The following is a 12,853-nucleotide window of genomic DNA, read 5'->3' as shown; positions in this document are numbered from 1 at the left end:
ATCGGTAGAACATATATGAATCCAAAAGCTGTATACATGCTTTCGTATAATATGTAATTGATTCAAACATAATCCCATATATTAATAAAATAGAGCATGTCAAAGGAGAAGATTCCATGAGAATATTACATGTTATATTTTATCATTTTTTATTATGGAGTGGTTTTTCTGTTGTATTATCATTGTCAAATGGTGATAAGTTGCATTACAAAGTCATTCTATTTTTTGTATTCCTTTATTTAGCATATGTGATTGCATATTTTGTATTGCATATCAGAAAGCAGGCTTTATTCCTTACGTGTTCAAATTGCATACTTTTCTTAATTATATTTTCTGTTTTTTAAATTAACGTTTATAGAAATACATTGTTCTTCCATTAAATAATTGTAATTCTCCTTCTAATTTCTTCGCTAGAAAACGGCAAAATTCATTTGCTTTTCCTTTATCACCAAATGTTGCATTAGGTGGTAAAGAAATTTGAATAAAAGATTGTTCCTTTTCTATACCAACACCAACATAAATAGAGTCATATCGATCGTGAGTAGATTGTAGTTTTAATGTTGTTGCTGATGTATCCAAAATTTCATAAGGAAAAGCGGTATTTGTATAAGCGTAGTTGATTTGAACACCAGTTTTGGAAGTAACTGTTTTATAGTACTGAAAAAGTTGTTTTATATCATCTGTTGAAACAGCTTGTTGATTGGATTTAGGTACAAGCGTAATAAAGGCATGTTGCATATAAATTTCCTCCTAACCTTAGTAGAATACTCTCATTCTACATCCTACTGAATTTTTTGACAATTAAAAGGAGTATTCCTTTTTTTGTTTAATATACTAATGAAAGGTGATGTAGAAAGGTGGAAACCGATGTTTGAAAAATTGTATGATGAGCATGAAAGTGTGAAGGTACGATTTTTGGGGTTTATGACACATGATACTCGTTATGATTTTGGTGTTATTTATACAAATATGTTTTTTGGAAAGCCACTCATTGTTTGCATGCAAACAGGAAGATCTACTTTACTTGGACGAGATGATGTAGAGAATGTGCAACATATACAGGAAGTTTTTAAATTAGGATCAGAAGAGGAAGCAGCAGAGTTAGCGCAGTTTTTTAAATTTTTAGTCCCATCTACTTCTTTGCATGCGGAATATGAAGAATAATTAATGTAAAACAGTCGTACGTATAAATATGGCTGTTTTTTTGTTTGAATATCGCATACTAATTTAAATTAAAAATATTTAATGTGTTATACTAAAAACCTATTGACGTAAAAAGTATAACATATTAAAATAAAGACAGAAAGTTAAGCGGTTACAAAAGTTTTTGGGATTATAAACTTAGGGGGAAATGAAAAATGGGAACGATCGTATGTCAAGATTGTGAAGGTACAATTGCACACTTCGAGGATGAGAAAGTAACGGTACTTTACGGGAAATGTGGATCTTGCGGATGTGATCACACAGAGCATACAAAAGCCCAATAATGGATAGGAAACGGACAGCTAAAAGTTTTTAGGACCATAAACTTAGGGGGAAATGAAAATGGGAACAATCGTATGCCAAGTATGTGAAGGAACAATCGGTCATTTTGAAGATGAAAAAACGACAGTGCTTTACGGAAAATTTGGTACAAATTGTGACTGTGCTAATAAAGACAAAGCGAAAGCTTAATTATAAATAAGTAGATTATTATTAAAACTCAGGGGGAAATGAAAAATGGGAACAATCGTATGCCAAGTATGTGAAGGAACAATCGGACATTTTGAAGATGAAAAATCAACAGTACTATACGGGAAATGTGGATCTCATTGCGAATGTGACCATAAAGAACATACAAAAGCTTAAATAAGAAAAAGCGCCTACATACATCTGTAGGCGCTTTTTTAATAAATTGTAGTTGTATGACCAACTGTTGCAACGATTGCATCATCTCTAATCGGAATAAATCCTATCGATGTCTGTGGAGTGCTAGGAGAGGCGTAGTGGCTCATGAGACGGCTATCAATACGGGTAATAGTATCGGTCAAGAAAGCTGAAATGAAAGCGTAAGGGACGCGTCGTTCATTTAACGCGTATATAATTTCTTCTTTTGTTTTTACACCTACGCCATGTCCGTAAAAAAAGAAGTTTCCTAGATAGATTGTATTTTCTCCTTGCCACTCGATTGTAGCTGGATTCACTTGTGGATTTTTAAAATAAACGAGGTCGCCGGGAACTAGATCGCCACCCGTTTTTGTTATGAGCTTTAAATCTTGATCGTAGTCCCACGTATAAAGTAAAAGGTTTGCAAAGAGACGGTTGAACGTTTCTTCCTCATACAAGGATAGTAAAGCTTTGTAAAAAATAATGATCATAGCGGTGGCACATTCAGTTCCATATAGTTTTCCGTTTTTGAAAATATCTTGTATGGCAATGGAAGGGGGTATGTTTGGGAGGAGCTCGAATCCCCCAAGTGACGTTCTTTTCCAATACTGGGGGTTGCAAAAGGACTGTTGGAATGTGCGAAACTGAAATCCACTTTGAAAAAGTTCTAATGCAGAAGTAATAATATTAACGCGCAAATTTAGATCAAAGCTGAGTTCATCAGCTGTTCGGAAGGAATAGATTTCTTGATTTCCTGCCATTATAGATAAAATTTGTTGTTTCTCAGATGCAAATGGCTCATATTCATTTGTGATATAAGGATGTACAATAGAACGGCCTATTACAATCATAATAGTATCCCCACCTATACATTACATTACTTCATATCGTATGAGAAAAGGGGAAAAGGGTGAAAGAAAAGCCTATCAACTGATAGGCTTGTACTCTTTAATCACACGTAATGTTTGTAATGTCATATCTTCAGGACCTTGTACAGGTAAACCTGCTTCTAAGTTTTTACGAATATACTCTAAGTTATCTTGTGTAATAATTTCCCCCGGAGTAAAGATTGGAATCCCTGGCGGATAAACCATAACGAAATCAGCTATAATACGACCTGCTGCATTTTCAAATGGAATGACTTCTGTTTCCGAATAAAAAGCATCTCGAGGAGAAAGTGCTAGCACTGGTATTTCTGGGATTTCTACTTGTATTTGAACACCTTTATCGGCTTTATTTCTAAATGTTGCTGCTAAATCTTGTAATGCTGCAATAAGTGTATTTGTCTCACTTTCTGTATCTCCGAAAGTGACAAGACATAGTATGTTGTATAAATCTGAGAGTTCTACTTCAATGTTATATTGCTCTCTAAGCCATACTTCAGCCTGATGGCCTGTAATACCTAAATCTTTTACAGATACGATTATCTTTGTAGGATCATAGTTAAAAGTAGCATCCGTACCTAGCATTTCTTTCCCAGGACAGTAAAGATCCTCAATAGCATTAATAGCATCACGAACTTGTTCCGCTAATTGTATTGTTTGTTCTATGAGTGCTGTTCCTTCTGTAGCAAGACGTTTTCTAGCAACATCTAGGGATGCTAACAAGATGTAAGAAGTTGATGTCGTCGTAAGCATGCTAATAATAGATTGAACATGTTTTACGTTCACAAGGCCTTCCTTCACGTTAAGAATAGAACTTTGTGTTAAAGATCCTCCTAATTTGTGAACACTTGTTGCTGCCATATCTGCACCGGCTTGCATCGCTGACATCGGCAATTCATCGTGAAAATGAATATGAACACCATGAGCCTCATCAACTAGTACAGGGATATCATAAGAATGTGCTAATTGGACAATCTGTTCTAAGTCCGCAGCAAAGCCAAAGTATGTTGGGTTAATAACAAGTAAGCCTTTTGCATCTGAATGCTCTTCAAGTGCCTTTTTGACAGATTGAATTGTGATTCCATGTGAAATACCAAGTTTTGGATCGATTTCAGGATGCATGAAAATCGGTTTTGCACCTGAGAAAATAATAGCTGACATTACTGATTTATGCACGTTTCGTGGCACTAGGATTTTGTCACCAGGACCGCAAACGCTCATCACCATTGTCATTATTGCACCACTTGTACCTTGAATAGAAAAGAAAGTATGATCCGCACCAAAGGCAGCGGCTGCTAAATCCTGTGCTTCTTTAATCATACCTTTTGGATGATGTAAATCATCGAGCGGCGCAATATTAATTAAATCAATTGCTAATGCATTATGCCCAATAAATTCGCGAAATGTAGGATCCATACCCTGTCCTTTTTTATGACCAGGAATATGGAATTGAATTGGATTTCGCTTACTGTGCTCAACTAAAGCGGTAAACAATGGTGTTTCGTATTGGGACAATCTATACACCCCTTCTTCTTCATAATATTTAGTATTATTTGTTTTATATAATCCTGTTCTAAAAAAGTTAAATCCTTTTTAGTATGAGGCTTGTTTTTCTGCCATTCACAAAAGTGTTTTTGAGATGGTAGGTTCACTTTGTTTTCTATAAAACAAAAGCATTATATCACCAATAATTATAGATGTATAGAAAAAAATATTTCTACAGTGAGTATGTTAAATAGTTATTTCCAATTATCTTATAGAGGAAGACAATTCCATCATAAGGAATAAATAGTGTATAATGCAAAGTGGCTATAGTGAAGAAGAAAAAATTCCTTTAAGATAGCATATTGAAATAAGAAGAAATGATAAATGAGGTGCAAAATGGAATATCAATATCCGCTAGATTATGATTGGTCAAATGAGGAAATGGTTGCAATTGTGAAGTTTTATGAAGCAATTGAGAAAGCATACGAAAAAGGAATTATAAGAGAAGAATTAATGGGATTATATCGTCGTTTTAAAGAGATTGTTCCATCTAAAGCAGAAGAGAAGAAAATTGATAAAGAGTTCCAAGAAGTAAGTGGATATTCTATATATCGTGCGATTCAAAGGGCAAAAGAAACTGAAGAACAAAAGCTTGTGAAAATGTAAAAAATATTTTGAAAAATGAAAACTGAAGTGATATAATGTGATAACAACTAAAAACGGACAATATAAATTGTCCGTTTTCTACTATCGATTACAAAGTGCATATAAAGGAAGGAGTGATTGCATCGTAGATTCAATCTTAGCAAGGAATTGTTCGTTGGTCATTGCTGAAAACTCCTCTGGTGATATATGAATACCAACTAATAATTCTGCTTTTTTCACAGTAGCTAGACGTTCAATCATCTTTTGTAAGTCTTCTGTTTCAAGTGTTCTATGTAATTTTACACTTGGTTTAGTATGGTCAATGGACCAAACGAAGTCATTTGGAATATTTGTTTTTAAATCATTTAAATGTTCTAAGAAGGCGTGAGCCGTCTCCACTTTTTGTGGACACTCATAGATTAATCCAAAGTATATGAAGGCATGAGTACCCCATAATCCAATTTGGAAATGTGGTAGCATTTTATATCCGCGTTTATTTGTTGAAAAAGCAACCCAAGTATCGTTTGGTGGATTGACTTTGCGACGTGCATGTTTTGCTACATGATAAAAAAAGTTCTCATCAGTTTGTTTGGATAAATACGTTGCAAACTGTTCCCCTAAAGCTTCCAGCTTAGGATGAATGTTCGTTTTAATTGCACTCATTCGTTCTTCGAGACCATCAACTGTAAAGACCTCAAAATCAGTTGACTTGAATGTTTGTAGTGTCATGATTGTTCCTCCAACTCCTATTTTGCTTTTATTTTAGCATAGCTTGTACTATTCATAAAAAAAACAGCACAAAAAAATTTAAATAAAAAAATATAATTTTGTTGCATAGATGATTTATCCAACATAGTATAGTATAAAACAAAAAATCAGAAAATTGAATCAATTATAGTCCGAGGGCAGACGAATATTGGGAGGAGGCAAATAATATGAGACAGGTGATTAATGCGTTAAAGAGAACAGATGCTGAAAAGAGAATACCGGTGCTACGTTTGGAGCTAGATTATGAATTAGCAACTTTATATGATGCGATGATGGAAAATGATAAACTGAAAAAAGAAGAGTGTGTACAAAAGTTAGAAGTGTTAAGACTTGAAATGATTCGTTTAGAGGCGTAATAATAGTATATGTATAAAAAATTAGTTGGTGCGAACCTTATAAAGGGTTCGTTTTTTCTGTGAACAGTATAGATCGGAGTGTTTAAACATGCAAGAAGTATGGAAAGACATCGATGCACACGCCAAACAGTGGATTCGAGATGCAGGAGAGTTTTTAATGGCATCAATGGAAAACGCACTTATTATAGAAACGAAATCTAATGCAGCTGATTTAGTAACAAATATGGACCGAGAAATAGAACAGTTTTTAATTGGGAAAATTAAAGAAACATTCCCGAACCATAATATTTTAGGAGAAGAAGGTTATGGAGATGAGGTAACTTCGTCTGATGGGGTTGTTTGGTTAATTGATCCAATTGATGGCACGATGAACTTTGTTCATCAAAAAAGAAATTTCGCAATTTCAATTGGAATTTATGAGAACGGTATCGGAAAGGTTGGACTCATTTATGATCCAGTTCATGATGAATTATACCATGCGGTAAAGGGAGCTGGAGCATTTTGTAATGAAGTACCAATACCTTTATTGGAAAAAGGAACTGTAGAGCAAGGTATTGTAGCTTTAAATGCGATATGGCTTACCGACAATCCATTGCTGAATAAGGAAAGTATGATGGCACTGGTTAAGAAAGCAAGAGGCACGAGATCATATGGTTGTGCAGCGTTAGAGATGGTATACGTTGCAACAGGAAGAATAGATGCATATGTAACGCCGAGATTATCACCATGGGATTTTGGTGGGGGACAGATAATTGTAGAGGAAGTTGGAGGCAAGGCGACAACATTTGCTGGATCCTCGCTTTCTATCGTAGAAAAGAGCAGCGTATTAGTTGCAAAACCAGGAGTGTATGAAGAGGTGTTACGATTTATAGCGGAGTAACAAAAAAAGTAAGAGGCTGTATAAGCGCTTCTTACTTTTTGACGTTATTGCGATTTACGCATTTTTCTTTTTGTTACAAAACCGTATCCAACTGTAACAAATGTGCCGATAATGCAAATAATAACACCGATGGGACTATTTTCAGCAACCATAATACCGATACCGATTAAGAAAATAACACCGATAATTGCAGTTAATAAAAAGCGATATTGAATGTGTTCCATTTCTTCACCCTCCAATTTTATTTTACTTTCACAAAAGTAAGAATACAACTATATTTTCATTCTTGATTTTATTTTGATTGCCATTGTATCCCCTTCGCTCTTATAATAGAGAAGGATTAAAAAGACATTAGGAGTTGGACATGTTGAAAAAACGACAAGATTTACGAAATATAGCAATTATTGCCCACGTTGACCATGGTAAAACAACACTTGTTGACCAGTTATTACGTCAAGCGGGGACGTTCCGTGCGAATGAACATATTGAAGAACGCGCAATGGACTCAAACGATCTAGAAAGAGAACGTGGTATTACAATTTTAGCGAAGAATACTGCGATTCACTATGAAGATAAAAGAATTAACATTTTAGATACACCTGGTCACGCTGACTTCGGTGGAGAAGTAGAACGTATCATGAAAATGGTTGATGGTGTTCTACTTGTTGTTGATGCATACGAAGGTTGTATGCCACAAACACGATTTGTTTTAAAGAAAGCTCTTGAGCAAAACTTAACTCCAATCGTTGTTGTAAACAAAATTGACCGTGACTTCGCTCGCCCTGATGAAGTAGTTGATGAAGTAGTTGACTTATTCATCGAACTTGGTGCAAACGAAGATCAATTAGAGTTCCCAGTTGTATTTGCATCAGCAATGAACGGAACAGCAAGCTTAGATTCAAATCCAGCAAATCAAGAAGAGAATATGAAATCATTATTTGACACAATTATTGAACATATTCCAGCACCAGTTGATAACAGCGAAGAGCCACTTCAATTCCAAGTAGCACTTCTTGATTACAATGACTATGTTGGTCGTATCGGGGTTGGACGCGTATTCCGTGGTACAATGAAAGTAGGACAACAAGTTGCATTAATGAAAGTTGACGGAACTGTAAAACAATTCCGTGTAACGAAATTATTTGGTTACATTGGATTAAAACGTCAAGAAATTGAAGAAGCAAAAGCTGGAGATTTAGTAGCTGTTTCAGGTATGGAAGACATTAACGTAGGTGAAACAGTATGTCCGGTTGAGCATGAAGAGGCTTTACCATTATTACGTATTGATGAGCCAACACTACAAATGACATTCCTTGTAAACAACAGCCCATTTGCAGGTCGTGAAGGTAAATTCATTACATCTCGTAAAATTGAAGAGCGTCTTCGTTCACAATTAGAAACAGATGTAAGTTTACGTGTAGATAATACAGATTCTCCTGATGCGTGGATCGTATCTGGACGTGGGGAATTACATTTATCTATCCTAATTGAAAACATGCGTCGTGAAGGTTATGAACTACAAGTATCTAAGCCTGAAGTAATTATTAAAGAAGTTGATGGCGTAAGATGTGAGCCTGTAGAGCGCGTACAAATCGATGTACCTGAAGAATACACTGGTTCTATTATGGAATCTATGGGTGCACGTAAAGGTGAAATGTTAGATATGGTGAATAACGGAAACGGTCAAGTTCGCCTTACTTTCATGGTTCCAGCACGTGGTTTAATTGGTTACACAACAGAATTCTTAACATTAACTCGTGGTTACGGTATTTTAAACCATACATTCGATTGCTACCAACCAGTACACGCTGGACAAGTTGGTGGACGTCGCCAAGGTGTTCTAGTTTCACTTGAAACAGGAAAAGCATCACAATACGGTATTATGCAAGTTGAAGACCGTGGTGTAATCTTCGTTGAACCAGGTACAGAAGTATATGCTGGTATGATTGTCGGAGAACACACTCGTGAGAACGACTTAACAGTTAACGTTGTGAAAATGAAACAACAAACTAACATTCGTTCTGCGACGAAAGATCAAACTTCAACAATGAAAAAGCCACGCTTAATGACTTTAGAAGAGTCATTAGAGTACTTAAACGATGATGAGTTCTGTGAAGTAACTCCAGAATCAATTCGTTTACGTAAAAAGATTCTTGATAAGAGTGAGCGTGAAAGAGCTGCTAAGAAAAAGAAATCTGTAGAAGCGTAAAATAATAGAACAGCTACCTTTGAGGGGTAGCTGTTTTTTTATTGTATTTATTTTTGGAATATTTACTCTTTTTTGTGGACAGTATTTTTTTTGCAGGTTACTCTTGTATTAAGTACATAAATAAAATTTGTTTTTTGTGAGAAAGGGGGATGAATGATGTTAGAAAGAATGTCGTTTTTTGCGAAATTATGTAAAGTTGATGAAAATCCAGAACTAGGGATGTGGTTACTATATGGCACCATTATTATATTAAGCGCACTTGTGTATAATTTAGGTTTTGCAAGAAAACTATCAATAATAAAAAATATAGTGATATATATATCGTTAGCGATTGGGTGTACAGTTTTAACTTTCTTTGCAGTTTTTTTACCTGTTGGAGAGGGGCTTGTTGTAGCGGCGATTGTACTTGGGATTTATAGGTTGCGTTTACGTCAAGCAAGACAACAAAAAGCAGGGTGAGGGGGCGGATTTTTATGCGTTCAGTACAAGATGCACTATATAATTGGTTAACAATTAAAACAGTTGCCGAAGCACGTCCAGATGATCGTGCTGCAAAAGAAACGTATTTGTTATTTCAAAATATGATATATGAAGAACATAAATTAACGGATGTGGAAGTTAAAAAGAACGAAGAAATGTATTTGATTACATATGAAATAAATGGAGAAAAAAAAACTGCCAGGTTTCCATTAGAAGCTATTGATTGCTTTTTGGATCAAATGAATCGTGAGCCTGAAAAATATAAATAAGTCCTTATCTATGTGATTAAGGACTTATTTACATTTTACCAATCGTCTTCGACTTTTTTATCACGATATAATCGGAAATTACCACTTGCATGACGTTCCATCGTACGTTCTGCAATTCGTTCCGAACATTCCATGCACATATATGTATGAATAGGGCGGTTACGCAGTTTTTTTGCCATAGGATTTTCATCATCTAACATATCTTTTTTATCACAAATCATACATTTGACTCTCATTTCGTCACCTCAATACGAATTCTATCAGTATAAGTATATCATGGAAGTATAATGTTTTTGAATAATAGCGGGAAAAAATAATATTTTCGCAATTCGAAAAATAAGTTATGATAAGGATATATTAAGTATATTTGGAGGTGGAAATATGGCGAATGTAGTAGAGCCTACATTAACAGATGATTTAGTACAAACGTTACGTAAAGAATGTATTGTTATGATAGCAACAACAGACTTCGAAAAACAAGTTCCTAACGTAAGTGCTATTTCTTGGGTGTATGCAGTGAGTAAAACTAGTATTCGATTTGCAGTAGATCAGCGTTCACGTATTGTGGAAAATATACGGCATAGTACTGGGGTGGTATTGACTATAATGGCGAATGAATCCGTATTTTCCATAAGTGGTGTAGGTGAAATTTTGACTGATAGAATGGAAGGCATTCCTCTAAAATTAACTGTAATAGAAGTAAATGTACAAGAAGTACGTGATGTTATGTTTTATGGAGCGAAACTTGCAACTGAACCAACGTATGAAAAAACATATGATATTCGCGCAGCGAAGAAGTTGGATAACCAGGTGTTAGTAGGAATAAAAGAATTATAAATGTGATAAATAAGAAAGTCAGTTATTAACTTTTGTAATTAGTTATTGTGATTTTATGTTAATAATTATAATTAAAAGTAATATATTGAATAGAAATGAATAAAAAATAAATAAAAGGTTTAATGACTATGGATTTCGATTCTACCTCGTTTATACGGTACATATAATTATAACAATGGTTCGTCCATATTTTATGGATGAAACCCTTGTTCTACAAATTTAAAAGTGGAGTCAGGGGGTAACAGGTTGGATAAAATTTATGTGTTAGATACGAATGTACTTTTGCAGGATCCTTTATCTATTTTTTCATTTGAAACAAATGAAGTAGTGATTCCAGCAGTTGTATTAGAAGAGGTTGATTCGAAAAAACGTTATATGGATGAAGTAGGACGAAATGCTCGTTATGTATCTAAGTTAATAGACAAATTTCGTGAAATAGGAAAGCTGCATGAAAGTATTCCGCTAGAAAACGGCGGTACATTTCGTATAGAATTAAATCATCGTTCATTTGTTCAACTACAAGATATTTTTGTAGAAAAAACAAATGATAATCGAATTTTAGCTGTAGCAAAAAATTTATCTTTAGAAGAGCAAGAAAAAGAGGATGGGAAGTCTGTTATTTTAGTAAGTAAAGACGTACTCGTAAGGGTAAAAGCTGATGCAATTGGTTTGAAGGCGGAAGATTATTTAAGTGATCGTGTAATTGAAGTAGATAATATATATTCAGGATTTTTAGAAGGGTATATATCAAAAGAGCAATTGGATTATTTTTATGAAAAAGGTGAATTACCTTTATCCGAAATTGCAAATCACCCTTTTTATCCAAATCAATTTGTAGTAATGAAAGATGCATTAGGGGGATCTAGTTCAGCACTTGGTATTGTGGATCACTTAGGTAAGAAGGTAAAGAAACTTATTTTTCACAATGAACAAGTATGGGGGATACGACCACGAAATGTGCAGCAAATTATGGGATTAGAATTGTTGCTTCGTGAAGATATTCCGCTAGTAACATTAACAGGGAAAGCTGGTACAGGAAAAACATTACTAGCTTTAGCTTCGGGGCTCATGCAAACTGAAGATTTAGGGCTATATAAAAAATTACTCGTCGCAAGACCAATTGTTCCAGTCGGAAAAGATATCGGTTATTTACCAGGAGAAAAAGAAGAAAAGTTAAGACCGTGGATGCAACCGATTTTTGATAATCTAGAGTATTTATTTAATACGAAAAAGCCAGGAGAGTTAGATGCTATTTTAGCTGGAATGGGTTCGATTGAAGTAGAAGCTCTTACCTATATACGTGGGAGAAGTATTCCGGATCAGTTCATTATAATTGACGAAGCACAAAATTTAACGAAACATGAAGTGAAAACGATACTAACGAGAGTAGGAGAAAAAAGTAAAATCGTATTAATGGGAGATCCTCAGCAAATTGATCATCCGTATTTGGATGAGTATAATAACGGTTTAACATATGTTGTAGAGAAGTTTAAAGAGCAGCGTATTAGTGGTCATGTAAAGTTTGTTAAAGGGGAGCGATCGAATTTAGCTCAACTAGCAGCAGATTTATTATAAAAGGAGTGAGCTGAGGCTCACTCCTTTTTCTTCCAATTATACACTTTAAATAATTGTGAATTTACGGATGTTACGGATTGGATTTTGTCTATTAGATCCATCATTGTAATATAGATGAACAGGTCCATCCTCTTTTAATGGCTTTCCTTCTTTTGAAAAACCAAGAATAGCATTTTCTACAGTTTCTAATGGAAGTATTATCGTTTGATCTACTGTTTCAATTTCGACTTGCGTAGCGTCATCTGAAATTTCGGCGTTAGCAAGGAATGGATGAAATGGTATACCGAACGTTCCAGTAATTAGTTGTTCTTTTTTATATTTTTTTACACTTTGTTGTATCGGTGGAAACGCAGCACCATCACGAATTTCGCGATCCCAATGTTCTGAAGTGTTTTTTAAATAAGTTTCTAGTTCTGATGTGTTTTCTCTTGTTTCATTAAAGTAAGTTGTCAAATCTACTTTTCGATCATCAAAGATCCAAACAGTTGGATCGATAGTGATTGGAAAACGAACTTTTCCATTAATAAATAAAATTTCGCTCATTGTTGTTCCCCCATTTGTATTATACTCCCACTTTTCAGTATAATAGCATTAGACAC

At 34.7% G+C, this 12,853-nt stretch carries 20 protein-coding genes; 13 read left to right on the top strand and 7 right to left on the bottom strand.

The genetic code is table 11. From position 1 onward, the window contains the following. Window positions 1-116: 116 nt before the first annotated feature. On the top strand, window positions 117-344 hold the full coding sequence (locus MHB74_RS19420) for a hypothetical protein (protein ID WP_061678277.1): 228 nt from the start codon (window positions 117-119) through the stop codon (window positions 342-344). Between the two features lies 1 nt (window position 345). Here MHB74_RS19420 and MHB74_RS19415 read toward each other — a convergent pair whose 3' ends face one another. Further along, entirely contained in the window at window positions 346-738 is a 393-nt protein-coding gene (locus MHB74_RS19415) for a DUF1885 family protein (protein WP_061678276.1), read from the bottom strand. 129 nt (window positions 739-867) lie between these two features. On the opposite strand from MHB74_RS19415, the gene MHB74_RS19410 reads away from it, so the two are divergent. The 4 genes from MHB74_RS19410 to MHB74_RS19395 all read left to right on the top strand — a co-directional run bounded on the left by MHB74_RS19410 (window position 868) and on the right by MHB74_RS19395 (window position 1,848). Beyond that, on the top strand, window positions 868-1,164 hold the full coding sequence (locus MHB74_RS19410) for a DUF3055 domain-containing protein (protein WP_033656384.1): 297 nt from the start codon (window positions 868-870) through the stop codon (window positions 1,162-1,164). A 194-nt stretch (window positions 1,165-1,358) separates the two neighbouring features. Continuing rightward, complete coding sequence (locus MHB74_RS19405; RefSeq protein ID WP_000536778.1) at window positions 1,359-1,487, top strand: GapA-binding peptide SR1P; 129 nt, start codon at window positions 1,359-1,361, stop codon at window positions 1,485-1,487. A gap of 58 nt (window positions 1,488-1,545) precedes the next feature. Beyond that, window positions 1,546-1,674, top strand: a complete 129-nt coding sequence (locus MHB74_RS19400; protein WP_061678275.1) for a GapA-binding peptide SR1P — start codon at window positions 1,546-1,548, stop codon at window positions 1,672-1,674. A 45-nt stretch (window positions 1,675-1,719) separates the two neighbouring features. Next, the gene (locus MHB74_RS19395; RefSeq protein ID WP_000536796.1) at window positions 1,720-1,848 is read left to right on the top strand and encodes a GapA-binding peptide SR1P; all 129 of its coding nucleotides are present in this window, start codon (window positions 1,720-1,722) and stop codon (window positions 1,846-1,848) included. A gap of 38 nt (window positions 1,849-1,886) precedes the next feature. On the opposite strand, the gene MHB74_RS19390 is transcribed toward MHB74_RS19395, so the two are convergent. Together MHB74_RS19390 and speA are read right to left on the bottom strand one after the other, a co-directional pair. Then, a complete protein-coding gene (locus tag MHB74_RS19390) occupies window positions 1,887-2,717 on the bottom strand; it encodes a protein-glutamine gamma-glutamyltransferase (protein WP_061678274.1) in 831 nt (276 codons plus the stop codon). A 75-nt stretch (window positions 2,718-2,792) separates the two neighbouring features. Continuing rightward, the gene (speA, locus tag MHB74_RS19385; protein WP_061678273.1) at window positions 2,793-4,265 is read right to left on the bottom strand and encodes an arginine decarboxylase; all 1,473 of its coding nucleotides are present in this window, start codon (window positions 4,263-4,265) and stop codon (window positions 2,793-2,795) included. Between the two features lie 366 nt (window positions 4,266-4,631). On the opposite strand from speA, the gene MHB74_RS19380 reads away from it, so the two are divergent. Further along, window positions 4,632-4,901: a UPF0223 family protein gene (locus MHB74_RS19380; protein ID WP_000456541.1), complete on the top strand. Its 270-nt coding sequence runs from the start codon at window positions 4,632-4,634 to the stop codon at window positions 4,899-4,901. An 81-nt stretch (window positions 4,902-4,982) separates the two neighbouring features. Here the strand turns inward: MHB74_RS19380 and MHB74_RS19375 are convergent, their stop codons facing one another. Next, window positions 4,983-5,609: a YktB family protein gene (locus tag MHB74_RS19375; protein WP_000175088.1), complete on the bottom strand. Its 627-nt coding sequence runs from the start codon at window positions 5,607-5,609 to the stop codon at window positions 4,983-4,985. 206 nt (window positions 5,610-5,815) lie between these two features. On the opposite strand from MHB74_RS19375, the gene MHB74_RS19370 reads away from it, so the two are divergent. Next, window positions 5,816-6,004, top strand: a complete 189-nt coding sequence (locus tag MHB74_RS19370; RefSeq protein WP_001250166.1) for a hypothetical protein — start codon at window positions 5,816-5,818, stop codon at window positions 6,002-6,004. 88 nt (window positions 6,005-6,092) lie between these two features. Beyond that, a complete protein-coding gene (locus tag MHB74_RS19365) occupies window positions 6,093-6,884 on the top strand; it encodes an inositol monophosphatase family protein (protein ID WP_061678272.1) in 792 nt (263 codons plus the stop codon). A 44-nt stretch (window positions 6,885-6,928) separates the two neighbouring features. Here the strand turns inward: MHB74_RS19365 and MHB74_RS19360 are convergent, their stop codons facing one another. Beyond that, complete coding sequence (locus MHB74_RS19360) at window positions 6,929-7,108, bottom strand: DUF5325 family protein (RefSeq protein ID WP_000400130.1); 180 nt, start codon at window positions 7,106-7,108, stop codon at window positions 6,929-6,931. Between the two features lie 140 nt (window positions 7,109-7,248). Between MHB74_RS19360 and typA the strand changes: the two genes are divergently transcribed. The 3 genes from typA to MHB74_RS19345 all read left to right on the top strand — a co-directional run bounded on the left by typA (window position 7,249) and on the right by MHB74_RS19345 (window position 9,842). Continuing rightward, a complete protein-coding gene (gene typA, locus MHB74_RS19355; RefSeq protein ID WP_000914755.1) occupies window positions 7,249-9,093 on the top strand; it encodes a translational GTPase TypA in 1,845 nt (614 codons plus the stop codon). A gap of 156 nt (window positions 9,094-9,249) precedes the next feature. Then, the gene (locus MHB74_RS19350; protein WP_000893660.1) at window positions 9,250-9,552 is read left to right on the top strand and encodes a YlaH-like family protein; all 303 of its coding nucleotides are present in this window, start codon (window positions 9,250-9,252) and stop codon (window positions 9,550-9,552) included. Between the two features lie 14 nt (window positions 9,553-9,566). Then, window positions 9,567-9,842, top strand: a complete 276-nt coding sequence (locus MHB74_RS19345; protein WP_061678271.1) for a hypothetical protein — start codon at window positions 9,567-9,569, stop codon at window positions 9,840-9,842. 35 nt (window positions 9,843-9,877) lie between these two features. Here MHB74_RS19345 and MHB74_RS19340 read toward each other — a convergent pair whose 3' ends face one another. After that, complete coding sequence (locus tag MHB74_RS19340) at window positions 9,878-10,078, bottom strand: YlaI family protein (RefSeq protein WP_001995040.1); 201 nt, start codon at window positions 10,076-10,078, stop codon at window positions 9,878-9,880. 145 nt (window positions 10,079-10,223) lie between these two features. Here MHB74_RS19340 and MHB74_RS19335 point away from each other — a divergent pair, with 145 nt between their 5' ends. Together MHB74_RS19335 and MHB74_RS19330 are read left to right on the top strand one after the other, a co-directional pair. Continuing rightward, the gene (locus MHB74_RS19335) at window positions 10,224-10,679 is read left to right on the top strand and encodes a pyridoxamine 5'-phosphate oxidase family protein (protein WP_061678270.1); all 456 of its coding nucleotides are present in this window, start codon (window positions 10,224-10,226) and stop codon (window positions 10,677-10,679) included. A gap of 246 nt (window positions 10,680-10,925) precedes the next feature. Continuing rightward, the gene (locus MHB74_RS19330) at window positions 10,926-12,254 is read left to right on the top strand and encodes a PhoH family protein (protein WP_000358079.1); all 1,329 of its coding nucleotides are present in this window, start codon (window positions 10,926-10,928) and stop codon (window positions 12,252-12,254) included. Window positions 12,255-12,299: 45 nt separating this feature from the next. Here MHB74_RS19330 and MHB74_RS19325 read toward each other — a convergent pair whose 3' ends face one another. Then, on the bottom strand, window positions 12,300-12,797 hold the full coding sequence (locus MHB74_RS19325; protein ID WP_061678269.1) for a hypothetical protein: 498 nt from the start codon (window positions 12,795-12,797) through the stop codon (window positions 12,300-12,302). Window positions 12,798-12,853: the final 56 nt, after the last annotated feature.

Origin of the sequence: Bacillus sp. FSL K6-0069, from assembly GCF_038007785.1 — a bacterium.
Taxonomy (GTDB): Bacteria; Bacillota; Bacilli; order Bacillales; family Bacillaceae_G; genus Bacillus_A; species Bacillus_A mobilis.
Note: the sequence above shows the minus strand (reverse complement) of the source record. Positions and strands in the feature narration are given on the sequence as shown.

Bases quoted from the DNA above. Each gene is read 5' to 3' on its own strand.
- MHB74_RS19395 (WP_000536796.1), top strand. From the start codon at position 1,720: ATGGGAACAATCGTATGCCAAGTATGTGAAGGAACAATCGGACATTTT.
- MHB74_RS19415 (WP_061678276.1), bottom strand. From the start codon at position 738: ATGCAACATGCCTTTATTACGCTTGTACCTAAATCCAATCAACAAGCT.
- MHB74_RS19345 (WP_061678271.1), top strand. From the start codon at position 9,567: ATGCGTTCAGTACAAGATGCACTATATAATTGGTTAACAATTAAAACA.
- MHB74_RS19365 (WP_061678272.1), top strand. From the start codon at position 6,093: ATGCAAGAAGTATGGAAAGACATCGATGCACACGCCAAACAGTGGATT.
- MHB74_RS19410 (WP_033656384.1), top strand. From the start codon at position 868: ATGTTTGAAAAATTGTATGATGAGCATGAAAGTGTGAAGGTACGATTT.
- MHB74_RS19380 (WP_000456541.1), top strand. From the start codon at position 4,632: ATGGAATATCAATATCCGCTAGATTATGATTGGTCAAATGAGGAAATG.
- MHB74_RS19370 (WP_001250166.1), top strand. From the start codon at position 5,816: ATGAGACAGGTGATTAATGCGTTAAAGAGAACAGATGCTGAAAAGAGA.
- MHB74_RS19375 (WP_000175088.1), bottom strand. From the start codon at position 5,609: ATGACACTACAAACATTCAAGTCAACTGATTTTGAGGTCTTTACAGTT.
- MHB74_RS19400 (WP_061678275.1), top strand. From the start codon at position 1,546: ATGGGAACAATCGTATGCCAAGTATGTGAAGGAACAATCGGTCATTTT.
- MHB74_RS19325 (WP_061678269.1), bottom strand. From the start codon at position 12,797: ATGAGCGAAATTTTATTTATTAATGGAAAAGTTCGTTTTCCAATCACT.
- MHB74_RS19335 (WP_061678270.1), top strand. From the start codon at position 10,224: ATGGCGAATGTAGTAGAGCCTACATTAACAGATGATTTAGTACAAACG.
- MHB74_RS19360 (WP_000400130.1), bottom strand. From the start codon at position 7,108: ATGGAACACATTCAATATCGCTTTTTATTAACTGCAATTATCGGTGTT.
- MHB74_RS19390 (WP_061678274.1), bottom strand. From the start codon at position 2,717: ATGATTGTAATAGGCCGTTCTATTGTACATCCTTATATCACAAATGAA.
- MHB74_RS19420 (WP_061678277.1), top strand. From the start codon at position 117: ATGAGAATATTACATGTTATATTTTATCATTTTTTATTATGGAGTGGT.
- MHB74_RS19350 (WP_000893660.1), top strand. From the start codon at position 9,250: ATGTTAGAAAGAATGTCGTTTTTTGCGAAATTATGTAAAGTTGATGAA.
- MHB74_RS19405 (WP_000536778.1), top strand. From the start codon at position 1,359: ATGGGAACGATCGTATGTCAAGATTGTGAAGGTACAATTGCACACTTC.
- MHB74_RS19340 (WP_001995040.1), bottom strand. From the start codon at position 10,078: ATGAGAGTCAAATGTATGATTTGTGATAAAAAAGATATGTTAGATGAT.
- typA (WP_000914755.1), top strand. From the start codon at position 7,249: ATGTTGAAAAAACGACAAGATTTACGAAATATAGCAATTATTGCCCAC.